General features: G+C 54.6%; 15 protein-coding genes. 6 read left to right on the top strand and 9 right to left on the bottom strand.

The window, feature by feature from the left end; genetic code table 11:
* Positions 1-17 precede the first annotated feature (17 nt).
* Positions 18-1,325 (bottom strand): glycoside hydrolase family 2 TIM barrel-domain containing protein, encoded by a 1,308-nt coding sequence (locus NB063_RS21065; RefSeq protein WP_250930740.1) that lies wholly within the window; start codon positions 1,323-1,325, stop codon positions 18-20.
* 86 nt (positions 1,326-1,411) lie between these two features.
* Between NB063_RS21065 and NB063_RS21060 the strand changes: the two genes are divergently transcribed.
* Both NB063_RS21060 and NB063_RS21055 read left to right on the top strand, forming a co-directional pair.
* Positions 1,412-2,467, top strand: coding sequence for a LacI family DNA-binding transcriptional regulator (locus tag NB063_RS21060; protein WP_250930739.1), 1,056 nt, complete (start codon positions 1,412-1,414; stop codon positions 2,465-2,467).
* Between the two features lie 209 nt (positions 2,468-2,676).
* Positions 2,677-3,180 carry a tetratricopeptide repeat protein gene (locus NB063_RS21055; RefSeq protein WP_250930738.1) on the top strand — a complete coding sequence of 168 codons (504 nt, stop codon included), beginning with the start codon at positions 2,677-2,679 and terminating at the stop codon, positions 3,178-3,180.
* A gap of 172 nt (positions 3,181-3,352) precedes the next feature.
* On the opposite strand, the gene NB063_RS21050 is transcribed toward NB063_RS21055, so the two are convergent.
* The 4 genes from NB063_RS21050 to NB063_RS21035 form a co-directional block, all read right to left on the bottom strand.
* A complete protein-coding gene (locus tag NB063_RS21050; protein ID WP_250930737.1) occupies positions 3,353-6,397 on the bottom strand; it encodes an FG-GAP-like repeat-containing protein in 3,045 nt (1,014 codons plus the stop codon).
* A gap of 44 nt (positions 6,398-6,441) precedes the next feature.
* Positions 6,442-6,627, bottom strand: coding sequence for a hypothetical protein (locus NB063_RS21045; RefSeq protein ID WP_250930736.1), 186 nt, complete (start codon positions 6,625-6,627; stop codon positions 6,442-6,444).
* Between the two features lie 107 nt (positions 6,628-6,734).
* Positions 6,735-7,931, bottom strand: coding sequence for a DUF1559 domain-containing protein (locus NB063_RS21040; protein WP_250930735.1), 1,197 nt, complete (start codon positions 7,929-7,931; stop codon positions 6,735-6,737).
* A gap of 227 nt (positions 7,932-8,158) precedes the next feature.
* Entirely contained in the window at positions 8,159-9,169 is a 1,011-nt protein-coding gene (locus NB063_RS21035; protein ID WP_250930734.1) for a LacI family DNA-binding transcriptional regulator, read from the bottom strand.
* Between the two features lie 259 nt (positions 9,170-9,428).
* Between NB063_RS21035 and NB063_RS21030 the strand changes: the two genes are divergently transcribed.
* The 3 genes from NB063_RS21030 (at position 9,429) to NB063_RS21020 (ending at position 17,014) form a co-directional block, all read left to right on the top strand.
* Entirely contained in the window at positions 9,429-11,105 is a 1,677-nt protein-coding gene (locus tag NB063_RS21030; protein ID WP_250930733.1) for an MFS transporter, read from the top strand.
* A gap of 34 nt (positions 11,106-11,139) precedes the next feature.
* Entirely contained in the window at positions 11,140-14,640 is a 3,501-nt protein-coding gene (locus tag NB063_RS21025) for a hypothetical protein (protein WP_250930732.1), read from the top strand.
* A 310-nt stretch (positions 14,641-14,950) separates the two neighbouring features.
* On the top strand, positions 14,951-17,014 hold the full coding sequence (locus NB063_RS21020; RefSeq protein WP_250930731.1) for a M13 family metallopeptidase: 2,064 nt from the start codon (positions 14,951-14,953) through the stop codon (positions 17,012-17,014).
* 38 nt (positions 17,015-17,052) lie between these two features.
* Here the strand turns inward: NB063_RS21020 and NB063_RS21015 are convergent, their stop codons facing one another.
* Positions 17,053-18,780, bottom strand: coding sequence for a BBP7 family outer membrane beta-barrel protein (locus NB063_RS21015; protein ID WP_250930730.1), 1,728 nt, complete (start codon positions 18,778-18,780; stop codon positions 17,053-17,055).
* Between the two features lie 240 nt (positions 18,781-19,020).
* Between NB063_RS21015 and NB063_RS21010 the strand changes: the two genes are divergently transcribed.
* Complete coding sequence (locus NB063_RS21010; protein ID WP_250930729.1) at positions 19,021-21,852, top strand: SdrD B-like domain-containing protein; 2,832 nt, start codon at positions 19,021-19,023, stop codon at positions 21,850-21,852.
* A gap of 88 nt (positions 21,853-21,940) precedes the next feature.
* Here the strand turns inward: NB063_RS21010 and NB063_RS21005 are convergent, their stop codons facing one another.
* The 3 genes from NB063_RS21005 to NB063_RS20995 form a co-directional block, all read right to left on the bottom strand.
* Positions 21,941-23,251 carry an alpha/beta hydrolase family protein gene (locus NB063_RS21005; protein ID WP_250930728.1) on the bottom strand — a complete coding sequence of 437 codons (1,311 nt, stop codon included), beginning with the start codon at positions 23,249-23,251 and terminating at the stop codon, positions 21,941-21,943.
* 116 nt (positions 23,252-23,367) lie between these two features.
* The gene (locus tag NB063_RS21000; RefSeq protein WP_250931169.1) at positions 23,368-25,365 is read right to left on the bottom strand and encodes an ATP-dependent DNA helicase; all 1,998 of its coding nucleotides are present in this window, start codon (positions 25,363-25,365) and stop codon (positions 23,368-23,370) included.
* A 119-nt stretch (positions 25,366-25,484) separates the two neighbouring features.
* Positions 25,485-26,663, bottom strand: a complete 1,179-nt coding sequence (locus NB063_RS20995) for an N-acetyltransferase (RefSeq protein WP_250930727.1) — start codon at positions 26,661-26,663, stop codon at positions 25,485-25,487.
* Between the last annotated feature and the right edge of the window lie 88 nt (positions 26,664-26,751).

The following is a 26,751-nucleotide window of genomic DNA, read 5'->3' as shown; positions in this document are numbered from 1 at the left end:
AAATCGGTTTTTCGGAGTTAGCTTGCAGTCACCTGGAAGCAAACATTGTCGGCACTCGCGTTACCCTGGCCGTCCCGCACGATGATGAATAATCGATAATTGCCGGGTTTGGTGGGTGTTCGAATGACAGCTTCGCCGTCTTTGGCCTCCACGATGCATTCCGGAAAAACCGGAGGAACCGATTCGCGATCGCCACCGACACTGATCTCAGTCGTTTCGGCTTGCACAAACCAAGTCCACTGTAGGGGATCCTGCTCCGGATCTGTTGCATTCACGCGGGCCTTGACGAGTGCACCCGGGGCAACCTTGGCCTCGTTAAGTTCCGTTTCAAGACTCGTGACTTTTGGGCAACGGTTGGCGGGCCATTTCCCGGTCCAGGCTCGACACATTGCGTCCACCTGCGGCAGCTTTTCGCCTGAGGGCAAAAACATCCCATACCAGGTCGATGTTTTTTCCTGTTTTTGGCCCCAAAGAAAGCAGTAGCTACCGACGCAGATGTCGCCCGCGTCATCGGCCAACATCGATTGCGTGACGTAATAACTGGCCGCTTTCGTTCGGCTGCTCGGTTCGATCGCGGCGCCCCAGGATGTTTGGGGGACTTCCCAGTGTCCCGAAGGGCCAAATTCGGTCAAAGCAAATGGTTTGTTCCAACCCGCCGCTTTCACGTCGCTGGCGACCGAAGAGGCGGCCCCGTACGAATTCACCCCAAGAACATCGATGTTGGGATAGTGCTCCATAATGCCTTTGATTTTTGCCGCCGAAGCCCCCGCAATTACCGTCATGACCGGGTGATTCGGATCCTCTGATTTCACGATCTTGGCCAGAGTGTTGAGTTCCTTCCAAATCCGGACCGCACCGCTGTCGGATTCGGGGCCTTCCATTTCATTGCCAAGCCCCCACATCAGAATCGCCGGATGGTCCTTGTACTGACGTACGGCTTGGCGGACCGCGTCGCGTTGTTTGGCAATTTGTTGAGGATCGGAATAATCAAACCCGTGCCGTTCATGCTCAAGCCACAACCCCACGGTGACGGTGATTCCTAGCTCGTGGCAATAGTCAAGCAACGGTTTGCCGTCGATCTGCTTTTCAAGTGATTCGATTCCCCAGGTGCGAATGGAGTTGCCGCCACATTCGACCAGCGTTTTCAGATGATCCGTTCCACCTGCCCCATAAATGAAATAGGGTTTTCCTTCCCGTTTGAGGAAAAAGTGCCCTTGGTCATCTTTTTCGACGGTTACTTCCGACGCGAAGGTCGCCCCAGGTACTGAGAGGGCTACCGACAACAAGCCGGCAAGAAAAATTGTCAATCGTCTAGCGGTATTCATTGTGTGTTGTTCTCCTGAGACTACTGTGTGCATAAAATTGCATTGTATCAGCAGTGTCGCCCTGAGTGTTCCAAAAAGAGTTCGTTATGGCAAAAACGGTCAACCAACAACTGATCGCCGATCAACTAAAGATTTCCCGCGCGACCGTGTCGCGATGCTTTACCAATCACCCCGGCATCAACCCGGAAACTCGCGGAAGAGTTTTTCGTCTCGCCGCCGCTCTTGGTTACACACATTTGGAGACGCGCACTGGGAAAGGTCGCCAAAAAGCTGCTACGAATCGATTTGGTATTTTGATCTGTACCGATGTAGAAGATTATCTCAACACGGATTACCAAAGTCCTGGCGAAAATCTTATTGCCGGTGTCAGCGATTACGCACAACTCAATGACGTATCGTTAGAGATTCATTATGTCGCGCCGTCGCATACTGATCTTACGGATCCGTCTTATGCAGAGATCGAGTCCTTACATCAGCGGTCTTGGGATGGCGTATTGTTGGTTTACCCATTTCCCAAAACGATCGTGGACGGACTGAATCTTTTGGTGCCCGTGGTTTCGCTCGTTGAGCAGTACAGCGGCACTCCGGTGAACTGCGTCGATGTCGATCATCACCGCGGAATTTACGCGATTTTAGGACGTTTGTCGGAGTTGGGACATCAACGAATCGGATTCCTGACCCACGATTATGGCGTCGATGCCAACTGGGCATTGCGACGTCATTCAGCCTATGTGGAAGAGATGACACGGCTCGGTTTTGTGATCGATCCTGCCAATGTGTTGAACGTGCGTCCCAGCGAAAGGTTTGATGTTGAGGAAACCTACGCGCGAGCACTTGAGAGAACGCGATATGGTGTCACCGCGTGGGTGTGTGCGGCCGATCATCAAGCATACGGTTTGATTTCCTATTTCCGTGATAACGGTATTCGAACACCCGAAGATGTTTCCGTGACCGGTTTTGATGGGATTGATCCTCCCGAAGGCGCACCGCAACTCACAACGGTCTCCATTCCTTATTATGAGATTGGCCAAATCGGTTGCAAACGACTTCAAGACCTTGCGGTGAAGCGGTTCGGGTCTGCCCAGCACACGATGCTTGATTGTGCTCTTCGCGATGGCGCTACCGTCGGACCGATTCAATAAGCGGCTCCGTTTTTGCCACCAACAGACGACGCGTCGGACACTCAAATTGAACGTGATTTTGACCGGACGCGGGCTCGAAAAGTCTAGCAAAATGCGGGAAAAAAACATTTGTGTGCATAAAATTACATTATTCTATTGATGCGCCTTCGTGCGTCGCATAGAACGAAGAATCGTGAAAACGTGTCCTTTCCCCACTTCCGAGAAAATCAATGAAACGTCTATCTGTCATCCCCCTTGTCTTGGCTTCCCTGTTCGTATCAATGCTGCACGCTGATGACGTGACCGCTGTTAAAAAACTGGATTTTGGAGATTACTCCTCAGCAACGCTCACCACAAAAGGATGGAATGCGTACAACGCGAAAAATTATGATGATGCGGCGGCCTATGCGAAGGAATGCATCGATCGATATCGGACGGAGGCGATCGCCATGCAAAAAGAACTCAAGGAGCCAATGCCTGCGAGTGATAAGGATGCCGTGCTGAGCAAGTGGGCGCTCAATGACGTGGGAACCTGTTACTTCATCTTAGGGCAGTCGCTGGAGAAACTTGATAAGACCGACGAGGCCATCAAGGCGTACAAACAACTATTAGAGAATGTTTCGTTTGCCCAGTGTTGGGATCCACAAGGTTGGTTTTGGAAGCCTGCCGACGCGGCGAAAAAACAAGTCAAAATGCTTGAGTTTGCCAAGCTCGAAAGTGAAGACGATCAGTAGTCGAGTTGAGAAGACAATCTGTGATTCAAAGCCGATGCCTTGAAGAAGGCATCGCGAACACTGGTCCTTCCGTTTAGCGGACGGACCAGTTTTTTTATGTAATGACGACTATTAAAATCGTGATAGTTGATGTCGATGGCTTTGTCGGATGCCATTCGTACTCAACCGCGTTTTAAGGATTTGCGGGTGACATCGGAAAGGCTTTTTCGTCGCCTTGGACTAGCATCCAACTCGCGTTCGCGGTTAGTGATCTGTAAGTTTGCCGGTAGTCGTCAGGCCAAGTGACGGTAACGTCACAATCATCGGTCGATTCCCCGATCCCAATACGAATGATTCGTTCGTTGCTGGATAGGTAACCGTCTCCTGACGTTACGGGGACAGTCCAGCGTTGATCGTCGGAATGCAGTTCGATTGTCGCGCCGATCGCGTCTCTCGAACAATCGCGACCGACAAGTTGGAGCTCGATGCAATGCCCAGCATCACGAGTCTGATTCACGAGCAATGCCACCGGTTCGGTTTGATGCGTGACGGCGAAATCAGTGAGGCCATCTCGGTTGACATCGAGAGTCCACAAGGCGCGACCAACATGAGGCGTGTGTAGATAGTCGCATTCACTGGATGCCGCGAGTGCTTGATAACCGCCTGAACTTTGTCGCTGGAAAATCTGCATCAATTGGGCGTATGGTGCGGCTTTTTCACCCGGGTAGGTATCGATATGACCATTGGCCACGATGAGTTCTAGGATACCGTTGTTGTCGAGATCGATCGCTTCGGTGCCGAACCCGACAAAAGGCAATGTCGGAGCGTAAAGGTTTTGCAGTGCGGTTTGATCACGCCACAATCCCGCGCCGACTTGCTCGTGGTAGGTGTTGCATTCACCCACGAAATTGGTGATGTAGAAATCGATGTCTCCGTCGCGATCAAAGTCGCCGGTTGCCATGCCCATCGATCCTTGGCCAGGCGAACGGTCATCGGATCCAAGTCCCCGCAGAATGGCCGACTCACGTAGCTCAAGGTCATCGTGCGAAGATTGGCTCCAGTAATGGTTGCTGGTCAGGTCGTTTGCGATGAAAACGTCGAGTCCGGGTTCGGTATCCAACGATCCGATCGTAACTCCTAGTCCTCGTCCGATAACGGACGGGATCGCGCTCCAGGCGAGGGTCGTGTCCACGAATTGCCCGGATTGGGTGCCGCGAACAAAACAATCCGTTGCACCGGGAAAAATTAGTGGCGAACAGGCGCGGACGAGGTTGGTGCTCTCCTGCCGACATTCTCGCGTGACCGGGTCGAGCCCTGCGCCGTAATTCAGAATAGTAAGGTCGGCCAGTCCATCGCCATCGAGATCGGCAATCGCGCCGCTGGAAGACCATGCCAATTTGGATTCGTCTTCACCAAGCCGGTCGCTTGCATCCGCGAATGTGCCGTCGCCGTTATTGATCAGGAGCGTATTGGGGCCGTAGTTCAGAACCAACAGATCGGCGAATCCGTCTTCGTTGACGTCACCCACGGCGATGCCTTGGGCAAACCCCATGTCCCCGGTTTGTGAAGGGGTGGTTACTTGGGTGAATTCACCGTTGAGGTTTCGCCAAAGCGAGTTGGGTTGCGAATCTCGATGCGGTGGGGTTCCGCCCGCGGCAGCCAAATACAGATCGCTCCATCCGTCGAGGTCGAAATCGATCGTTCCACCCCCACAACCAAGCGTTTGATAGTGCATGATTCCCGGTTGATCTAAATCATCGCCGGTTCGTCCAAAAAACTTCAAGCCTCTTGAATTGGCTTCATCGGTCAACCGAATATCCGCAGCATTTTGCATTTCGGAAAAGAGAATTCTCCGATCCTTTGGATCCGCGAGTGCGTCGGGTGAAATCTGTGGCAATGGCAGATTGCTCAGATCAAGATTCAACGCTGGGTAATTCGCGGTGGTTTGCCATGGGGTGGTTTTGCGAAGCTTGCGAATAATGGAGTTTCGAACAGCATCGACGTCAACGGATTGTTCTTCGGGAAGCGTCGTTGCGATCGCGGCCCAAGCTTCCGCCTCCCACAGACGTCCCAAATCTTGCAGTGTCGAGGCCATCTCGATTGCCGCACTACGAGATTTCTTTCCGGTTTTGAGGAAACTGGCCCGCGAATGGCTGAAACGCGTCAGTAAGACGGCCCGATGTTCAACCGCCTGCATTGTTTCGGCGGATAAGTCGGTTCGGGAACCGCTGAGTTGTGCCAGCGAAGTGCTTAATTTGGACCAGGATTCCCGCAAATCTGGATCTCGCTGAGTCGCCTCCCAGTAGGCCCGCGCGGCTTGGTCGTGATGTTGATGTGCCCTGCACCAATCGCCCTGCGCCAACCAAAAGAATGGGTAGGATTCGACGCTCTTCGGCGCGGACATCAACAGTTCTGCGAACTCATCGTGGCTACCAGAATTGACAAGCACACGGCTGAGCAGCGCTAACGAGGGGGCGTGGTCAGGGTGAGACTGAAGGATGTTGCGAAGTAACTCAGCGGCCTGATCGAAATTACCTCGATCGAACTGAATCCTCGCTTCAGCGATAAGCGGGCGGTTGTCGCGGGGATGACGATTCGCCATTTCCACCAGCGAATCGGAACTCTCGGTTCTGGCTTCGGTCGCACTGATTTCGAGAAGCAGGTCCACATCAAACTGTCGGTGCATCACCAAGTACTGGCCGTGGACGATAGCGCGTGGACGATCCTCCACGCCCCAGCACATCTGATACAGCATCCGGCGGATGTCGTGTTGATCGTGCTGTTGGAGCATCGCGGACTCTAACAATTCGATGCAATCGTAAACGCGTCCGACAGCCAGGAGCGCGGCCACTGCGTGCTTCAACCGAGTCGGATTTGAGAAAGACTCCACGCGACAGGCATCGGACATCAACGTGGCGGCAACATCAGCTTCGCCGTTGCCATGAGCCGCACGTGCGGTCAGTTCGATCGCGTCGGGGTTGTCATGGTGTTGCAGTAGGACGGCACGACTGAGCGTGCTGGTCTCATGCCAATCTTGACGATCGACCGCCGCACGCAGTAGGAGCAACGCATCGGTTGGCTCCGTATCACGCGTCGAGGATTGCTCCTCGACATGGGGTGCACAACCGGCAAGAAAAAAGAAAGCCAGTAGGCTGAAGACCCAGAAGCGACCGCCGAGATTGCGGTTGGTCGTATCGACTTTCCGCACTGGATCGAATTGCCGCGTTGGGATTTTCATAGGGCCGACCGGCTATGGGATGGAACGGGTCGCGGTCCGTACGATTATTTCTTCCCGTAGGCTTCTTCCATTGATTTCGAGTATTCGGCTTGCCGAGCCTCGAGGGCGGCTTGGTCCTCGGCTGTCATTTCAGGCGGCTCGACGACACCAGTGTTGCTTTCGCAACCGATCGTCATCAAAGCACCCAGTAATACCGCGCCGCAACAAGCTTTAGAGAGCATTTTTGTCATTTTGAATTCATATCGTTGCAAGAAGTTAGAAAAAGGTTTGAGCTACCGAAGATGCCCCGGTGCACCAAAAGCTGCACCGGGGCTGTTTATCGGTCAGTTAACTGAGCTTAGAAAGATTCTTGAATGACCTCTTTGCTCGCACGAGTTCCCAGTGCTCCCCAGAGACCGTAAGGGCTCTTCGAACCTGGGCTTCGGTTGCCGGTGAATCCGAATCCGACTTGACCGTTTCGTTGATTGCCAGCTTCGATCGAGTCAGTGATGAACTTGACAGCACCATCGCCCATCAGAACGTGTGCACCACCTTGGTGACGGCTGCTTGGTGGCACGATGCCTTCTTGTCCAGGCCAATCGGCACCGTAGCAAACTTCCGAGTTTGGCGGACGAATCGTCATCACACCTGAGTAGTAGTGTTCGCCGTTGGCCCACTGGTAACCACGTCCCAAGGTTGCATTGACGCTACCCATGGTGTTGGTTCCTGCGACCCAGAACTGAGGACGTTGTGGGTCGGGCAGGTTTGCATCGACACATGCCAGCGGGTTGGTCATCGGAGGGGTGCCAGCTGCGTTGAGTTGGCGGGCTCCGTTGGTACGGGTGTCGTTGTCACCAAGGTCGGTGGTCAATTCGCCAGCCATAATAGTGTTGGCGAGACCATCGAGAACATCGCGGAAAGCCATCTTTTGGTGATTGACGAACATACCACGGCACCCAGCACGGGCTTCTTGAGCTGCGGTCGAGTCAGTCTTATTAAGGTCGCCACCCGTGCGTGCAGCAGTTTCAATCTTGTACATCGAATCACCGAAGCAGGCTCCGTAGTTCGTACGGCCTTGTGCAGGCAAACCAAACCCGGGATCCGAAGGGCAACGGAAGGTCGGGATGTTTGTCATCCAAGGTTGATACGAGTATCGAAAGTCAACAGGTTTGGGACCCATCGCTGGCCAGGTACCACCTTGTACGCTTGGGTTAGAAATTTGCTCCCACAACGCCTGTCCTTCGACGAAAGGTGTCAGGCCGACCAACCAACTGAGTTGTTGGTTGTTCGCAATGGTGGAGTCGTCCCACCAGTTGGCTCCCGGCAGGATACCCGTGCCGGTTTTGTTGATTGGCAATTGGTTGTAAGCGGAGTGGTAGTTGTGAACTCCAAGACCGATTTGTTTGAAGTTGTTACTGCAACTCATACGACGGGCGGCTTCGCGAGCAGCTTGGACTGCCGGCAAAAGGAGTCCAACCAGGACGCCGATAATTGCAATCACGACGAGCAGCTCGACCAGGGTAAAACCTGATCGTGTTTGGTTTGAACGTGGCATGTTAATTTACCTCTAGGTAATTGATGGGGATTATGAACACATCGAAAGACTGGAAAAAAATTGGAGGGAATAAGTTATTCGCAACCCAATTCTGTGTGCATGGAGCACGTATCTAATAAGTCAGTTGCATAGGCGCCTCGATCAACTGTATGTGGATGGAATGTTAATGTGTATGTTAAAATTGCAACCGAAGTCTTTATGATTACGGCTTACTCTAAGCCCCAGTGTTAGGGGGTGGTGATCCGCGAAACCGATTCTCTTCGCTGCAGTTCGGCTTTCATGACAGGCAATTCGCAGGTCTCGCCTTGCATAAGCTTCACTAAACCTTTTGCCGCCACGCCACCCATTTCGACACCGGGTTGCCGGACGGTGGTCAGAGGTGGGGAAACGTAAGAGGATTCCGCTTGATCATCGAAGCCGACGATCGAGACATCTTCGGGGACGCGGATGCCTTTCCGCTGCAATGCCAACCGGGCGCCATAGGCCACCATGTCATTGGCACAGAACACGGCCGAGAATGATTTGCCACGCATGAGCAGTGAGTTGATCGCCAATATTCCTGACTGGGCAGAAAAATTGCCGTCGAGAACCAGGTCCGGATCGAGTTCGATGGATGCGTCGGACAAGGCTTGGGCGTATCCCTGGAAACGACGGATCGCATCTTGGTGGTGTGTGATTCCGCGAATGATGGCGATGTTGCGGTGTCCGAATTCGATCAGGTGTCGGGTCGCGTCATACGCACCAGAAAAATTATCGACGTAGACACATTGATTTTCCCAACCGGGAACGTCTCGACCGACGACGATCGTTGGTAATCGATCTCGCAGGGTGTCGAGGTCTTTCTGTGAAATGTCGCCTCCGAGGAGGATCAGCCCATCGACTTTGCGACCCAGCAGGGTGCGGATGACGTCGAGTTCGGTGCTTTGTTCCCACTGGCCATCAACGAAGATCGGCGAGTAACCGGTTCCGGTGAAGCCTTGGATCACACCCTGCATCATCATGTCGTAGAAGGGGCTGCCGATCTTTTGGGTCACGATGCCGACCGTCATCGAGCGTCCGCTGGCGAGTCCCCGGGCGAACACGTTGGCTTGGTATCCCAATGACTCGACAGCTTCGAGCACCGTTTGTCGCGTTTTGGGGTTAACGATTGCCAAGTCATTGAGCACTCGAGAAACGGTGCTCTTGGAAACGTTGGCTCGCTCGGCGATGTCTTTGATGGTGATGTCGTTGAGTTTCATGACCGTTTTCAGTGAGCCGGGAGGTGTCTGCAACCGCTTTCACTTAAATGTATCCATCTGGACACCTGATTGCAACCGGTTTCAGTAAATAAATCCAAAAATAGCCTTCTAGGGCAGAATATGTGCTCATTTGTTGCAACCGGTTGCAATAATCTCTACGGTAGGTACTTATAGAGGGCCCAGAATCGCCGCAAACATGAAACTGTTTGCAGCATTGGGCGCCTTTCAATCCATAGATTCACCAGAAAACGGGGTTTTCGTGTCATCCATCGAACCTGGGCCACCGCCCACCGCCGATCCGAGTCCCGTCGCGGGCCAAAAATTGGGAGTTACCGAAAAGGTCGGATATGGGTTGGGCGATACCGCCTCCAATCTGTTTTGGAAGACCTTCGAATTCTTCCTCGTCTACTTCTACACCGACGTTTTCGGACTGACGGCCAAGTCCGCCGGCACGCTGATGTTGGTCACGCGGATCTGGGATGCGATCAATGATCCGTTAGTCGGCTACATCGCCGATCGCACACGCACGACTTGGGGACGTTTTCGCCCGTATCTGATTTGGATGTCGGTTCCGTTCGCGATCACGGGGATGTTGACGTTCTACACGCCTGACCTTGGACCGACGGGGAAGCTGATCTACGCGTACATCACCTACACGTTGGTGATGATGGCTTACACCGCGATCAACATTCCGTACGGCGCATTGATGGGGGTGATTTCGTCCGATTCGATCGAGCGGACGAGTGTTTCGACGTACCGATTCATCGCAGCGTTTTGCGGCGGCATCGTCGTTCAGTACTGCACACTCGACCTTGTTGCGTTCTTCGGTGGTACCGAGACGAAGATTGTCGATGGGGTGGCCCAAGACGTTGTTCTTAACGAGCAGCGTGGCTTCTTCTTAACCATGGTTGTCTTTTCGCTTGCTTCGGTGGTTTTGTTTTTCATCACGTTCGCGACAACCAGAGAACGGGTGCAACCGATTAGCGAGGAAGCCTCTACCTTCCGGGCAGACTTGAAATTCCTCCTGACCAGTCTGCGTCTGCACCAGGTATTGCTCGGTGGTCTCGCTCTCTTGGCGTGTTTGGCGACTGCGTTTGCGGTCGAAACATTAATTCCGATCGTGATCGGGTATGTCGTCTTGAGCGTGGTCTCGCTGATTATTCGTGCCCTGGCGTTGAAACACTATTCAGAAACGACAGAGACATCCACCTTCGAATTGGATTTCAACGACCTACTCTCCAACCGTCCGTGGATGGTGCTGTTCGTTTTTGGGTTGTTGCAACTGTCAGGGCTTTTCATCCGCGGTGGCGCGATTCTGTACTACTTCAAGTACTACTGCGGGGATGCGAGCATCGCACCGACGTTTTGGGTCTCGGGCAGTTTTGCGGCAATTGCGGGCATGTTGTTGACAAAACCGTTGACACGCATCTTCGGTAAGAAGGTGCTGATGATCGGAATGAATGCTAGCGTCGCGATTCTTACCGCCGCTTTCATTTTCCTCGAGCCGGATCAGATCAACTGGATGATCGGTTTGCAGGTGGCGGCATCATTTGTGGGTGGACCGGTTCCAGTGCTTCTGTGGGCGATGTACGCCGACACCGCGGACTATTCCGAGTGGCGAAGTGGACGTCGGGCAACAGGACTCGTGTTCGCAGCCGCAACGTTTTCACAAAAGATGGGTTGTGCGGTGGGTGCGGCCATGACCGGCTTCGCTCTCGACTTCTATTTGTACGCGCAACCACTCGAGGGTGTTGATCAAGTTCAATCGGATACCACTCTGCAAGGGCTGCGAATGATGATGAGTTTGATACCTGCGGCGTTTCTCTTTATGTCCGCCGCCTGTTTGATGTTTTACGGCATCGACAAACATCTCACTGAGAAAATCGAGCTTGAACTTCAGGCTCGAAAATCAATCGAATCATCAACGACTCGCTAAAACAATCAATCGAAATCTATTTATAAGCTGACCCATGAGTAATCTGCATTCACCATCTGATTCCGTTCTTTCGAGTTCCAAAAAAACCGATTCGACGAACGCTGTGACAGGGCAATACGTGTCGATGGATAACACGATTTGGTACAAAATCGTGAACAGTCATCGTATGTCGAGTTTCTTTTTGACCGCGATCAGCTCGGGCGATCATTGGATGTTCGTTTCGAGCCGTGGCGCGTTGACGGCGGGAAGACAAAATCCCGATTCGGCGATGTTTCCGTATTACTCGGCTGACAAAATTGTCGATACGGCCGGGTGCACCGGTCCCAAAACATTCGTGCGACTTCTCCAGGACGATGGAACCAGCGTGCTTTGGGAGCCCTTTTCTGCGGCCAATTCCCTTGCCAGCGATTGTTCCCAGAACCTTTACAAGAATTGGTTTGGCAGCCGCATTCTGTTCGAGGAAATTAATCATTCACTCAAACTCGCGTTCCGGTATTCCTGGACGTTTGGTGAGAAGTTCGGCTTCATTCGCAGTTGTGAGCTGGTGAATTTGGACGATCGCCCGGTGCAGGTTGAACTCACCGATGGCTTAGAAAACTTGCTACCGAGCGGTGTTGGGAAAGACTTCCAGTTGCGCTACAGCAACTTGGCCGATGCCTACAAGAAGAGCGAACGGCTCAGCGATTCGTCGCTGGGCATCTTCTATCTCAGCTCCATCCCGACCGACCGTGCCGAACCCAGTGAAGGGTTGTTGGCCACGGTCGCGTGGCAACACGGTTTGGATGATCCGACCGTTGCGATCAGCAGCGTTCAGGTCGAGGAGGTTCGTCGGGGAAACGGGCTCACTGCCGAAAGCGATATTCGCGGGAAGCGAGGCGCCTATTTTATATCGAAAACGTTGGAATTACCTTCGTTGGAGCCGCTGCGTTGGAAGGTCATTGCGGATGTGAACTACGACCATTGCGATGTGATCGAACTACACGAAAACATCGTCGGTCAAAACAACGTCGCTTCCCAAATCGAACAGGACATCACCGCCATGGAAGATAACCTGTTGCGTATCGTATCGGCGTCAGACGGACGCCAAGTTGGAGACGACCGACTCCGAGCGCAGCGCCATCAATCCAACGTACTCTTTAACGTGATGCGTGGCGGGATTCCCGCGAATGGATATCGGATCAACGTCGTAGACTTTTGCGAGCATGTGCGGAAGGCCAATCACGGTGTCGCACAGCGATGCGAAAATATCCTCTCGTGTTTGCCCGATACCCTGACAATGGATGAACTGCAACAACAGGTTGCGGTAACCGAGGATGCGGATCTGATCCGGATCACGTCGGAGTATCTGCCGTTACGTTTTAGCCGGCGACATGGTGATCCGACGCGTCCGTGGAACAAGTTTTCGATCGATTTGCGTGCCGAGGACGGTACCGAGAATTTGAGCTATCAAGGGAATTGGCGGGATATTTTCCAGAACTGGGAAGCCCTCTCGGTCGCCTATCCTTACTTCACCATCAACATGATCCTCCGATTCGTCAACGCATCGACGGCGGACGGTTACAACCCGTACCGGATAACGAAAGACGGTTTTGATTGGGAAGTTCCTGATCCGGATGATCCGTGGGCGAACATCGGTTATTGGGGTGACCACCAGATCGTCTATCTGTTGAGACTGTTGCAACGTGGCCAGGCGATGACGCCAAATCGACTGGATGAATGTTTGAGCGGTCAACGTTGCGCCTACGCCAACATTCCCTACCGGATTCGATCCCACGAGGCGATCTGCCGAGATCCGCAGGATACGATCGATTTTGATTCAGCCGGCGCGGCTGAAATCGCACAACGTGTGGAGCGAATCGGTGGCGACGGGAAGCTCCTGTGGAGTGTGAACGACGAAACGGTGCGAGTGAACCTGGTCGAAAAATTACTCGTTCCGGCACTGGCCAAATTGAGCGGATTTGTGCCCGAAGGCGGTATCTGGCTCAATACCCAGCGTCCCGAATGGAATGATGCGAACAATGCACTCGTCGGCCGCGGTATGTCCGTCGTAACGGCGTGTCACCTTCGACGCTATCTGACGTTTTTGATTGATTGGTTCTCAAGTGGACGCGATTCCATTCCGGAGTCGGTACTGATTTCTCAAAGCGTTTATCAATTTGCTGACCGCATTAAGCAAGTTCTGGGCGACCACGCTGACGCATTTGACGGTGCGATCAATGATTCGCGGCGACGACAGATTCTCGATGAACTGGCGATGGCGGGTTCGGATTATCGCGAGGGGCTCTATGACCGCGGGATCGGCGATCATGCGCAGGAGGTCTCGCTGAGTTGGCTCGTTGATCTTTTTGGGCGAGCGGTGAGGATGATCGACCATACGATTCGTGCCAATCGTCGCGACGATGGCATGTATCACTCGTATAACTTGTTGCATTTGGAGCCCCAGATCGCTCCGATCTCTCATCTCTATGAGATGTTGGAGGGGCAGGTCGCGGTGCTCAGCAGCGGTTTGCTGTCTGGTTCCGAAGTAGTCGATGTGCTCGATGCATTGCGACGTAGCAAGATTTACCGAGAGGATCAGCAGAGTTACATGTTGTATCCGAATCGGCAGTTGCCTCGTTTCCTTAATAAGAACTTGTTGCCGCAGAAAGATGCGATGCGTTCTCGGTTGTTGAAAAAGTTGACGAGCGAAAACGAAAATTCGATCGTGCGCCAGGACGTCCACGGCGATTTTCACTTTCACGGGAAGTTTCGTAACGTCGCCGATCTGAACTCGTCGCTCGACCGACTACAGTCTCGGGCCGAGTATCACGAATTGGTTTGTCTGGAACGCGATCTGTTGAATGAACTGTTCGAAAAGACGTTCGGGCATCATCAGTTCACCGGGCGTTCGGGCACGTTCTTTGGATACGAAGGGCTCGGATCGATCTATTGGCATATGGTGTCCAAACTCGCTCTCGCGGTCATGGAACACTGTGTCAACGTTCACGAAGACCCCGAGCATCGGGATTCGACGATGCTTCGTAGGTTGCACACTCATTATCGTGAAATTCGCGACGGCATCGGACTCACCAAAACGCCGCTGCACTACGGTGCTTTTCCGTCGGACCCTTATTCGCATACCCCCGAAGGCGGAGGTGTTCAGCAACCAGGGATGACCGGCCAAGTGAAGGAGGACATCCTTTCGCGTTGGGATGAAATCGGAATCCGAATCGATGGCGGGCAATTGCGGTTTGAACCCGTTTTCTTTGAAGCGACTGAGTTTCTCAAATCCGAATCGGTGCTCGATTATTTCGACGTACACGGCCACCGGCAGCAATTACCGATTCCGGTGGGATGTTTTGCGTTTACGCTGTGTCAGGTTCCGATCGTTTATCGCCGTAACAAGCTTCAGCAGGTCGTCGTCCACCGCGTCGGAGATGAATCAATCATTCGCGACGACCTCGTTTTGTTGCCGTCTGAGACGGACGCGTTGTTCGCCCGCCGGGGCGAAATCCGTCAAATCGAGGTTAGCTTCGATCCGCTGTTATCGGAGTAAATAAGCGATTTTTCGGCCGACCCGATGGCAGCGACTGTGCGCGAAACGTGGATTTCGTAAGCATCGGTGCCCGTGTTGGGAGCGAAAGTAGCCAAAGCACTTTGAATTGTTGGGCGCGGAAGTTGCCGTGTTGCAAACGGTAGGTTGCAACCGAACGAGGGGCCCTCTGGGCAATTCCTGATTCATGGCACAGAATCGTTGGTGAGTCCGCGAAATCGGTGCGCCGGTGGTCATTTCGATTGAGAAGCACCATCCGCGCTAAAATTTCGCGACGGGCATCGACCTTTCCTCACTACCCACGCGACTATCGATGACACGCACTTTGACGAAGTTTTCCACTGCGGTTCTCTGGATCACAGCTCAGTCACTTTTTCTAGCGTCGTGGGAGGGACATAGTCTCGCGACGGACGTCGAGATCGCCCAGAAAGCATCCGGCATCGACCAATCCTTGTTCAGCGAAAAGGTGGGCCCGGGCGAGAATTTCTATCTCTATGCCAACGAACAATGGTTGGAGAACACGCCCATTCCGGCGGACAAATCCAACTACGGTATTTTCACGGTGCTCGATGATGAAACTCGCGAGCAAGTTCGAACATTGATTGAATCAGCCGCAGAGGATCACGCTCCGAAAGGCACGCCGAGCCAAAAGGTCGGCGACATGTACCGCTCGGTTCTCAACATGGAAAACCGCAATCAGATCGGAATCGCTCCGATCGAACCGTTGTTGCAAATCGTCAACGGAATCGATTCGAAAGAGAGCCTAGCAGAAGCCCTCGGCGAACTCGTGCGGCAAGGCGTTTATGGACCGTTTGCACCTTATGTCAGCGTCGATGCCAAAAACAGCGATCAATACATCGTCTACCTGACACAGTCCGGATTGACCCTGCCCGACCGAGACTACTACCTCGAAGACGAACCGCGTTATGCCGACTTGCGGCAAGAACTCGACACGTACGTTACCGATATGCTGACGGTGCTCGAAGTTGCCGATCCCGGAGCAGCAGCCGAGCAAGTCGTTGCGATCGAAAAACAAATCGCCGAGCGACAGTGGACCAAGACCGCGAACCGCGACCCTGAAAAGACATACAACCGAAAAGACATGTCGCAGCTCGCCGAACTCGTCGAGCAGTTCCCGATTCAACAGATGTTGCAGTCCGCCGAAATCACGGATCAAGAAGCCGTCGTTGTCAGCCAACCGAGCTATTTTTCCGAAATTGACGACGTGATCTCGGAAACGTCTATCGACGCGTGGAAGCATTACTTTGCGTTCCACGTAATTGATTCGTACGCGGCGTTTTTGACCGAAGATCTGGAACGACGTCACTTTGAATTTCACGGCAAAGCGGTCACGGGAACTGATGAGCAACAGCCGATGTGGAAGCGGGCGGTTGATGCAACCGGTTCGGTGCTCGGCGAAGTCGTCGGGCAACTCTACGTGGAGCGGCATTTCACTCCGGAAGCGAAAGCCCGCATGAACGAATTGGTCGAAAACCTCAAAGCGGCCTTTGCCGAGCGAATCATGTCGCGGCCGTGGATGAGCGAAGGTACCAAGAAGCAAGCACTGGCTAAACTTGCAAAATTCACCACGAAAATTGGGTATCCCGATGAGTGGAAAGATTACTCGGAACTGCAAATCACCGACGCGTCACCGGCCACAAACATGATTGCGGCGGCGGAGTTTGAGTTCGAGCGTGATCTCGCGAAGCTTGGAGGACCAATTGATCGCAATGAATGGCACATGACACCGCAAACGATCAATGCGTACTACAACCCAACGATGAATGAGATCGTGTTCCCGGCCGCGATTTTGCAGCCGCCGTTCTTCAACATGGCCGCTGATGATGCCGTGAACTATGGCGGCATTGGCGCCGTGATTGGTCACGAACTGAGCCACGGGTTTGACGACAAAGGCAGCAAGTATGATGGTGACGGGAATCTGCGTAATTGGTGGACTCCGAAGGATCGCGAGGAATTTGAAAAACGCGCTTCGGGGCTGGTCGAGCAGTACAACGAGTTCAAACCGTATGAAGACATGAACGTCAACGGTGAGTTAACGCTTGGCGAAAACATCGGTGACTTGGGTGGACTCGCCGTTTCTTATGCCGCCTACCGGCTTTCGCTCGGTGACAAGAAAGCGCCCGTGATTGATGGGTTGACCGGCGATCAGCGATTCTTTTTGGGGTGGTCGCAGATTTGGCGTCGGCTGTACCGCGAACAAGAGCTGCGTAAGCGGCTAGTCACCGACCCGCACAGCCCGAGCGAGTATCGCGTCAATGGCATCGTCCGGAACATGGACGAGTGGTACGACGCCTTTGACATTCAAAAGGGCGATCCGCTTTACGTCGCACCCGAGGATCGCATTCGGATCTGGTAGGAAATCGGTGCAAGTTGATTCTGAGTCTTGATTGAGAGTCAGAATTCGCCGAGCAGTCCGAACGTGATCGCCTGCGCTGTCAGGTCGTTGTAAAACGCATCTCGCCGAGGTGCTTCGTACCCTTGCAATCCGCCCGGATCGAGAGCGGTGAGGTTGAGCAGAGGGTCGATCTGTTCGCCAGCGCGGATCACCCGGCTGAGATACAGCAGCTGATAGCCCACCGATATGCTCCAGTCGCGATTGAAACGACGATTGAGAACCAATCGGATTTCGGGGGCGACGGCAAATTCGTCATCGTCGCGTGTGCCCGCGTTGCTGTCTTGGACGAGCAGGCCGGTATTGCGAGTGGAAACGTCCGTGCCGCCAGCGGTTGGCACTGAGGTCGTTGTCGATCCGCTGGCCGTGATGGTCGATCGTGTCACGCCGAGTCCGAGCTTCATCATCGTCGCGAGCGACCATCGGCCGAAGCATGTCTGGCCACGAATGCCGAACGCGGCGCCATCGAAATTGTTCTCGGTAGCGAAGCGATCGGTTTCATCGAGGGTGGTATTGATGGCTAATCCACCACCGCCTCCGACCACACGTTTGAAGTCGTGGATCGAGAGATCGTCATCGAGTCGTATGTAGGTGTACCCGAAAAAGCCTTCGAGTTCTCGATCGCGGTTGCAGAGCAGCATGCCACGAAGCAAAACGTCACCGGCATGAAAACTGGTCGACGATCGCACGTCGACGTCACCAATCAGTTCACCGGGAAAGCCCACGAGTTCGGCGTCGTTGCCGAGCCCACCGGGAGAAACGTCAACGAAGGGACGAGCCAAAATTCCATAGGTGACCGAGTCGCCAGAGAAATTTTCGTGGACGTCTTCGGCGAAAAGAAATGAAGCAGAGATTCCTAGTCCGGTGTCGCCATAGTAACGACCGATCTCGAATCTTCCGCCCGAGCGTTCTTCATCGCCCAATTTATTGCCGCCGAAAAGCGTCGTCGTGCTGGTCAAACCAAGAACACCGGCGTCTTCTCGGAGCGTGCCCGCGGTACTCGTGGTTACCAACGGCGGGGCCATCTGTCCGTCAAGGATCAGATGCATGTACTCGGCGCGGGCCCAGAATCCCGAGAGCGGGTGCGCGAGAACTCTCGCAATTCGCTCTACCCTGGGGTCGACCGACATGTGATGGGGTCGGCAGGAATCGCAGTGACCGCTCGGTCCGTAGCGGCCGATCTCGCCGCAGCTATCGCACGCTCCCTCCTCGAAGTCGTGCAGGATTGGAGGGTCGTGCATGACTGCAGGACCTTCGAGCGGGATCCCGTCATCAATTTCGACATATTCCATGTCCCCATTGAAATCAGGCTCAAAGGACGTTGACGGTGATGAAGCGACGCGGGCGGGAATTTTCTGCCCAACGTTAATCGGCATCGGTTCGGCACCGAGGAAATATTCGTTTTCGTCGAGCGTGCCATCGATCAGTTCGCCGGCTTCGTTGCGGATTTCGATGCTGGTGACGACTCCCGGTTGTTCGCCGGGCTTTTCTTTGAGGACTCGTGAGGCCGGCACGGCGGAACCGGAATACCGGCGGACGGGTATCTTCCGCGGCGTGGTGGTACCGTTCGACGCATTCTGCGCCGAAGCAATTGGGGGCCCATATCCGGTTGCGGAAATCACGCAGATCAATGCGAAAGCGACGACGGATGGCGACCGATTCACTTCGGATTTCCGATCGGATTCATCAAAAAGTCGATTGCTGCGGTGCGTGATAGGGAGCCATTGCATCGGATAAATCATGTGCTAGTGAGGACTTGGACCCGAAGATTGCGGGCGACGTCTCGGGCGCTCCCGAACCGGCAAAATTCGCAAAGGCGGGGAGTGTCGGCGTCGGGGGTAGCAAACTTGAGCGAAAAGAGTCAAGCCGGATGGATTTTTCTGGCATCCAGAGGCTGCTTCGTGGCAATTTGGGGTATTCGGTCTATCCTGAATTGGGCAGACGCCTCGATCCGCCTATTCATGCTTATCATGCCGTTTCTACCCAAACGCTCCCTCCGCCGACGCGATCGTGGTCTCCGAGTCGAGTCGCTCGAAGACCGTCGTGTCCTGGCAACGCTCGGAATTGATGTCGGATTTTTCACCGAATCGGGAGCGACTCCGGCGAGTGAGATCAGCGGCCCGGTTCTCCGCGGCGAGACGATTTACGTCAAAGTCCAGGTGCAAGATGTTCGTGATGCCGACCCAACGGGCATCATCGCGTTGCCACTGAACTTTGATTGGAATGGGGACCGGCTCGAGTTCGAGGGCGACGCGAATCTCAGCGCATCGGGCAACCCGTCACTTCCCTTATCGGATCCGCTCGTCACGTCGAACTTTCCGTTGCAGCGATCCGCTGGTGCCTTCAATGTGCCAGCAAGTGACGGGGAATTCGACATCAACAATCCTGATTTTGATTTGCAAGATATCCGCGGGGGAGCGTTGCCCGCCCTCGGACAGGGCCAGGCGATCGGACAAAGTTCGGCCGAGACGTTCAGCGAAATGCAGTTCCTCGCAGTCGCGAATGCAACTGAAACGTTCTTTACCGTGGGGCTTGATGGAGCGATGTCGTTTGCCGATGCCGCGGTGCTCGATGACGTCGTCGGTCTGGATCAAACGGTTGTCCTCTCGGATGAGTTGAACATTGTTCAAGCCGGAGCCGAGATTGTCGGCGGTTCCATTAGCGGTACCAAATTCGAAGACCTCAACGGCAACGGAACACGCGACGCCGGCGAACCGGGTGTGGAGGGCGTCACGATTGAAATCACTCGCACCGACGTCGCGATGAACATCCCTTCGGTGACGACAGACGTCGATGGAAACTATGTCTTTAGCGATTTGGCCAAAGGCACGTACACGATCAACGAAGTGGTGCCCGTGGGCACCGAAGCAACAACGCCCCTCGACCAATTCGAAAACGTGGTCCTCGACCAAGCCAACCAGAACCGCAGCGGTTTGGATTTCGGCAACTTCACCCAAGTCGTGTTGTCGGGAATGAAGTTCAACGATCTCGACGGCGATGGTGTCCGTGACACGGGTGAAGACGCGATTCCGGACGTCACGATCAACCTCGATCTCGATAGCAACGGCACGATCGATAGGACGACCACCACCGATGCCAACGGTGACTACCAATTCACCGGTGTCGGTCCTGGACAACACACGATCACCGAAGTTGTCCCGACCGGATTCGTGCAAACTCTTCCGATCGACGACAATGGGTACGTCCAAACGGTTACCAGTGGCGAGAATATCTCAGGACTCGATTTCGGCAATTCCGAACTGACCACGACCGTTTCGGGGACCAAATTTAACGACATCAACGGCGACGGTGTCCGGCAGACCGGTGAAAATGGCGTCGGTGGCATCACGATTCAGCTCAACATCAATAGTGACGGCAGCGACGTCCGCAGTGTTGTTACTGCCGCCGATGGATCGTTTATGTTTGAGAACGTCCCCGCGGGAATGCACAGCGTTGCGGAGATGCTGCCGGTCAACGCCGTCCAAACCACACCTGGAGGAACGGGGATCTTCAACATCGACGTGAACCCGCCGGCAATCGTTGATGGCTTGTTGTTCGGAAACTTTACCCTGACCAGTTTGGCGGGTGTTGTGTTCGAAGATATCAACGAGAACGACGTTCAAGATCCAGGCGAACCGGGGATAGAGGCCACCGTTGAGTTGGATCTCGACAGCGACGGAAGTGTCGACGCGACCGTTCTCACCGATGCCGATGGTCGTTATCAATTTAATGGTGTCGGTCCGGGCTCTCATCGAGTTACCGAAGTTGTGCCGGCCGGTTTTGTTGCGCCGCCGACACCGGCAGAGTACTCGGTGGCAAATCAGAGCGGTGTCGATCGAGATGATCTTGACTTTGCAAACCTTCGTCAGGTGCCTGTTGATGGCAGCATCCAAGGATTCGTCTACACCGACAATGACTTTGATGGGGTTTTTGATCCGATCGAGATGGGGCTGCCGGGTGTGACCGTTCGTTTGGCTTCGGCGGATAACTCAGTCATGCGGACGACGACGACTGCGGCCGATGGCAGCTACGTTTTCTTAAATGTGCCGGCAGGCAATTATCGGATCATTGAAGATCAGCCGAGCGGTTTTGGAGACGCTTCGATCTCTCTCGGTAAGGTTTTACCGAGCGGTGAGAGTCGCGGTAGTGCCGATGGTTTGAGCGAGTTTAGCGGCGTCGAACTGGGCGAAAACCAAACCGCGATCGATTACAACTTTGGCGAGGTCCTGACCGCGGTTACCAAACGGATGTTCGTGGCGTCGGCGGATCTGCGGGGTGAGCTTGCCTCTAACGCGGGAAGTCCTGGTTTGACCATCCGCGGAACGCGTGGTGACGATCTCATCATCATCGAAAATCTAGACGATCAAGGTTTTCAAATCTTTGTTAACGACGATCCGGGTGTGATCGTTTCGCCCGAGCAAGCGTCATTGGTGATTGTTGATGGGCTCGGCGGGCAAGATCGGGTGGAATATCGCGGCAGCGTCCAGGCAGAACAGGTGTCTGCCCGTCCGTCGCAGTTTTCGGTCACAACACCGACGCAATCGCTGGGCGTTTTCGACGTTGATGACATCCGTGTTCAAGGCGGTGGCGGTGATGACGTTGCGATCCTTCGGGACTCTGCGGGGTCGGACGAGCTCACCGCCGCGGGACCTGCTGTCCTAGTGAATCTCGCGGGGGATCAGAGTATCGGTGTGGTGGATGTCCCGTATGTTCAAGCCATTTCGAACATCGACGACGCGGAGGATTCGGCGACGATTGAGGCGATCGATTTTGTATTGCAACTCGCCGGTGACTGGAACTGAGTGGCGAGTGGACTACGTTTGGTAAACAGAGCGTGCTATCCCAGACGCGCAACTGCGCCGCCGCGGAAACGTATCGCTTGAGAGAGCGCTAACGCGTCTTGAGCCATTCGATCGCGGTTGGAATGCCGGGGTTGATCATCGATTCGTAATGGTCGCCCGTTGGCGTGGTTTCAAAAGTCACGTCTTTGCCTGCGGATTTCAATCGACTGACGAACGCTTCGGCATCGGAGAACGGCACATTGCTGTCATCGCGGGCGTGAAAAATCATGACGGGACAATCGAGTTTATCGACATGATTCATCGGGGATGTCTCGATAATGAACTCGTTAATGCCGGGAAAGATCGTTCGCACGACGATGTTCGATGTCATCTCGCCCATACGTGATTCCAAATCGTAGGCCGCGGCGTAAGCGACACAGCGATGGATGCGGTGATCATGTGCGGCGAGCAGCAACGACAAACTTCCCGCGGAACTGTGCCCCGCACAACTGATTTTCTGTGGATCAACCATCTTCAGCGAGGCGAGAGCGAATTCGATCGCGTTTCGTCCGTTGACGACCCCCGCTCCGGATGCCTTGAATGCCGGATACGCTTTGCCGATCAATGCCGTCATGTCGTCTTCGTCTGCGTTTTCGGAACCGGCGGGCAACCCACCATCGAGTGAGTATTGCACGACAACAAATCCGGCTTCGGCATAAGGCAATGTTTCATCGTCGTAGCTGTCGTTTTCTTCTAACGTCACGCCGTGCAGCATGGGTGTGCCCGCGGGCGCGATAAGCACGCAGGGCAGCGAATGAGTGGCGTGCTCACCCGGAGGTACGAAGACGCACATCTGCATCGTGTGGCCGGGAAGATCAGGGTTGGAGGCAAATCGGATGAAATACCGCTTCACTCCCGATGGATATGTCTCTTCTGGAGCTCCCAACGGCGGGAACTGATGGGGCGGGAGCGCGGCTTTCAACGAGACGGCGATCGGAACCGGTTTGCCACTGTTAACTCGCCATGAAAATGCGAGCGCGAGCACGCCGCAACACACGATCGGGATCAGTACCACGCCGCCGATAAGGAAGAAAATCCATTTGGGGATTCCGTTTTTGGGAGCCGCACCGCGACTGGCAGGCACGGGTGAGCGAACCTGCGGATGGGTGGTAAACGCAGCGGGTTGCGGGTTATGGAACGTCGGTTGAGGAGGTTGCCTCGGTGGTGTCTGCGGTCGCGGCGATTGCTGCGGAGCTGGATCCGATTGCAGTGGCGAATGGGTGGCAGATCGGTTCGTGCCGGCGATTCGCAGCACGGCGCCGCATCCGACGCAGGTGACCTTGGAATCCGTCGCCAGCGGAACGACTTGCATTCGCTGCTGACATTTGCCGCAACGGACGATGATCGGAGGAGTAGGCATGGCGGGGATTTTAGAGGCTGAACGGCTTTATCGAGTCATAACCGAATCGAAGTATAACCGGCCCGAGCACGCCGAATGGGTGCGATTGAGGAGATGACTTGTTCCGCTGCGTTCTGCTACTTGGACTTCTTCTTCGTCGGTTGGACGTTGAGAACAGGCATGTCCGGCAGCGAACTCAGGAACCGTCGGCCGTAGGGTTTGGTTTTGATGCGTCCATCGAGCACAACAACCATTCCCTCGTCGCTTCGCGTGCGAATGAGTCGTCCAAAACCCTGACGAAACTTGATCACCGCTTCGGGAAGCTGGTAGTCTGAAAACGGATTACCGCCGGACGCCTTGATGGCTTCGAGCCGAGCTTCGAGCAACGGGTGATCCGGAACGGAGAACGGCAATTTGGTGATGATGACGTTCGTCAGGGCGTCACCAGGAACGTCAACGCCCTGCCAAAAACTGTCGGTACCGAGCAGGACACCGCGAGGGTTTTCGCGAAACGCATCGAGCAGTTGAGTTCGGTTTCGCTCGCCGGCTTGGCTGTACAGTTCCAGGTCGCGTTCGATCAACCAGGGCGTGATCGCTTCGGCGCACCGTCTCAGCAACGCGTAACTGGTAAAGAGTACGAACGTGTGCCCGTCGCAGTAGCCGGCAAACCGTTTGATCTGTTGCGGGATCGAGCGTTCGAATTCTTCTCGCTGTGAAGACGGATCGGGTAATCCGTTGACAATCACGAGCTTGGCTTGCTTTTGATAATCGAATGGGCTGCCGACTTGTAGGTTGCGACCGCCGGTCAGACCCACCCGGCTTCGGAAGAACGAAAACTTTTGTTCGTCACCGCTGGCGAGCGTCGCACTCGTCATGATGACCGAATCAATGTCCTCGTTTTGAAACAGTTCGGTTCGCAGCGTCTGACCGATATCGACCGGCGAGGCGGATAGTGACACGCGGTCCATGCCCCGACGGTTACCGGTGGTTTCGACCCAGTAAACACATTCGTGTTCACTTTTTTGAGCGAGCCATTCACGAAGGCCACCCGCCAGTGCGAGCAGACGATCGTGAGCGGACTGAAAATCCTGTCGGTCGGAATCGTTTTCTTGAGCGTCGGCATGTGCCCGCAGTTTACGAGCGAGTTGCTCCATCGGTTCGCTGAGCGGATTACTGACGAGGTCGGGGTGATGCACGCGTCCGTTGCGGGATTTGGTTTGCTCAAACCAATCGAGAATGTCCGCAAACAGATTGCTGGCGGCGAAACGACATCGGTCGACTTCCCCTTGCAAACCTTGCAAATCATGCGCGACGAGCAAACCTTTTTGTTGTCGATCGTTATACAATCGATCGAACGTGTAATCGAATTGCCCGCTGGTCAGCCGGATCCCGAGGTGGTCTCCCGCGACGCTTTCAATCGTATGACATTCATCGAGGATGACGACGTCGTAGTCTGGCAACAGCGAGAAGCCCTGTCGCCGCATCGCCATGTCAGTGAACAGCATCGCGTGATTGACGATCAAAACTTGCGCGTTTTGGGCACGGCGTCGGGCGCGAAAGTAGAAACATTCTTTGAAATGAGGGCATTTGCTTCGCAAGCAATTCCCAGTATCGCTACGGACTTCGTCCCAAACGGCGGCATCAGGTTTAATCGGCAAGGTCGCCAGTGATCCGTCGCCGGTTTGCTTGGACCATTTTTGAACGCCGCGGAGTTGTTGCATTTGGAAATCGTTAGCCATCAACGAAGTTGATTTGGCGATGGCTCGTTCCATCCGACGGATCGACAAATAGTTTCCGCGTCCTTTGGCGAGGACGGCGGAAAACTCTCGCGGCATGACGCTGTTGAGCAGCGGCACGTCTTTTCCGATGAGCTGTTCTTGCAAGCTGATCGTGTGGGTGGAGATCAATACGCGACGACGTTTTGTCTCTCCGCCGGCAGCTTGCTTCGCTTTGGAAACGACATCGTCGAGTTGCTCATCATCGGACGCCGGTCTGCTCGGTGCGCCCTCGGCTTGGTCTGCGGTGGCGTGCAAGATTGCCGGGACGAGGTAGGCAAAACTTTTGCCTGTCCCCGTTCCCGCTTCGACGACCAAGTGCTCTTTTGCCGCGATTGCAGCGGCGACCTCACGAGCCATCGCGAGTTGTTGTTCGCGTGGTTCGTAATTGGGGAGTCGACGGCTGATGCTGCCGGCGGGGCCGAGAATGGAATCAACGTCGAGCCCCGTCCCGCTCGGCGGCCCGTTGGGACTCGGGCTCACGAAGCGGCATCCGGTGGAGTATCACGGCTTTGACCTTCCGCATCGGGATCAGTCAGCGGGCGGTCGTAGATCCGATGCGTCTTCGTGCAGGTCGCTCCACCACGTTGAATCGTTCCGCGTGAGAGCTGATTGCTTTCGAGTACCCAGGAAAATTCGCCAACCGTGATACCGAAATTAATCGACGCGGGGACGATCGGGTAAAGCGTGACGAGGCCGAGGCCCCATTTTTGATACTCGGGTAGGACGTTCGCGCTGACGAGCCGCAGCCGTTTGAGCTTCTTGCGTCCCAAAAGCAGATGCAACCAACCGAACGGGAGCAGTTTCCCGCCGATACGTCGGATGATCGGATTGTAGTCGAGCAGCCCGAAACCCGCTCCGACAGGTTTGCCATCGATTTCAGCGATACTCGTCAATTCAGGAATGAGCAAATGCTTCAGCCCGTCACTCTGCTCTTCGACTTCGGCTTCGCTCATGGGGACGTATCCCCACGTTTGTTTGAGCGATTGGTTGTAAATGTTCAGAAAGATTCGCACGTCTTCGCGAAAGTGCGAACGGCGGATTGGCCGTGTCGTCGCGTTGAATCGTTTCATCGACTCTTCCATGATGAACATCATCTTGGGGTCGAGTTCGCTGAGGATGTCGATTGAGGCTTCGTAACTGAAAATGTCTTGCGACTTTTCGAAACCGACCGCCTTGATCAGCTTTTCATAGTACGGCTTGTTGTAGGTGATCAGGAACGTCGGCGGCGAATCGAATCCATCGACCAGCAATCCGACCTCATAGTTCAGGCTGGGGTGGACCGGGCCGCGTGCGGCCGTCATGCCTCGTTCGCGAAGCCAGTCGCAGGCGGTGTTGAGCAGCGACGTGGCGGCTTCCTGATCGTCTTCACACTCGAAGAAACCGAAAAATCCGATCTTGTCTTTGTGAGCTCGGTTGTGAGCGTGGTTCACAACGGCGAGCACGCGGCCAACCACGACGTCACCGCGGCGGGCGAGAAAGGTTTGACCTTCGGCATCGAGATAGAACGGGTGAGGTTTGAATCCGACGAGTTTTTTTCGCTCATCCCACAACGGCGGGACCCAGTTCGGATCGTCTCGATACAGGCGTCGTTCGAGTTCCAGGAACGCTTTCTGGTCGCGGCGACTCTCGACGGCGTGACAGGTGACCTCCGACATGGTTGGATTGACTTCGCTGAGGCGGGGATGAAATGAGGCGACTACGATACGAGCGACCTGGTGTTGAACCGGTCGTGGGTATCGCAAA

Source organism: Aporhodopirellula aestuarii (assembly GCF_023701485.1).
Taxonomy (GTDB): domain Bacteria; phylum Planctomycetota; class Planctomycetia; order Pirellulales; family Pirellulaceae; genus Rhodopirellula; species Rhodopirellula aestuarii.
The sequence above is the reverse complement of the archived record's forward strand: the minus strand, read 5'-3'. Positions and strand labels throughout refer to the sequence as shown.

Excerpts from the sequence above, each read along its gene's own strand:
- NB063_RS21065 (WP_250930740.1), bottom strand. The coding sequence starts at position 1,325 with ATGAATACCGCTAGACGATTGACAATTTTTCTTGCCGGCTTGTTGTCG.
- NB063_RS21060 (WP_250930739.1), top strand. The coding sequence starts at position 1,412 with ATGGCAAAAACGGTCAACCAACAACTGATCGCCGATCAACTAAAGATT.
- NB063_RS21055 (WP_250930738.1), top strand. The coding sequence starts at position 2,677 with ATGAAACGTCTATCTGTCATCCCCCTTGTCTTGGCTTCCCTGTTCGTA.
- NB063_RS21050 (WP_250930737.1), bottom strand. The coding sequence starts at position 6,397 with ATGAAAATCCCAACGCGGCAATTCGATCCAGTGCGGAAAGTCGATACG.
- NB063_RS21045 (WP_250930736.1), bottom strand. The coding sequence starts at position 6,627 with ATGACAAAAATGCTCTCTAAAGCTTGTTGCGGCGCGGTATTACTGGGT.
- NB063_RS21040 (WP_250930735.1), bottom strand. The coding sequence starts at position 7,931 with ATGCCACGTTCAAACCAAACACGATCAGGTTTTACCCTGGTCGAGCTG.
- NB063_RS21035 (WP_250930734.1), bottom strand. The coding sequence starts at position 9,169 with ATGAAACTCAACGACATCACCATCAAAGACATCGCCGAGCGAGCCAAC.
- NB063_RS21025 (WP_250930732.1), top strand. The coding sequence starts at position 11,140 with ATGAGTAATCTGCATTCACCATCTGATTCCGTTCTTTCGAGTTCCAAA.
- NB063_RS21020 (WP_250930731.1), top strand. The coding sequence starts at position 14,951 with ATGACACGCACTTTGACGAAGTTTTCCACTGCGGTTCTCTGGATCACA.
- NB063_RS21015 (WP_250930730.1), bottom strand. The coding sequence starts at position 18,780 with ATGCAATGGCTCCCTATCACGCACCGCAGCAATCGACTTTTTGATGAA.
- NB063_RS21010 (WP_250930729.1), top strand. The coding sequence starts at position 19,021 with ATGCCGTTTCTACCCAAACGCTCCCTCCGCCGACGCGATCGTGGTCTC.
- NB063_RS21005 (WP_250930728.1), bottom strand. The coding sequence starts at position 23,251 with ATGCCTACTCCTCCGATCATCGTCCGTTGCGGCAAATGTCAGCAGCGA.
- NB063_RS21000 (WP_250931169.1), bottom strand. The coding sequence starts at position 25,365 with ATGGCTCGTGAGGTCGCCGCTGCAATCGCGGCAAAAGAGCACTTGGTC.
- NB063_RS20995 (WP_250930727.1), bottom strand. The coding sequence starts at position 26,663 with ATGTCGGAGGTCACCTGTCACGCCGTCGAGAGTCGCCGCGACCAGAAA.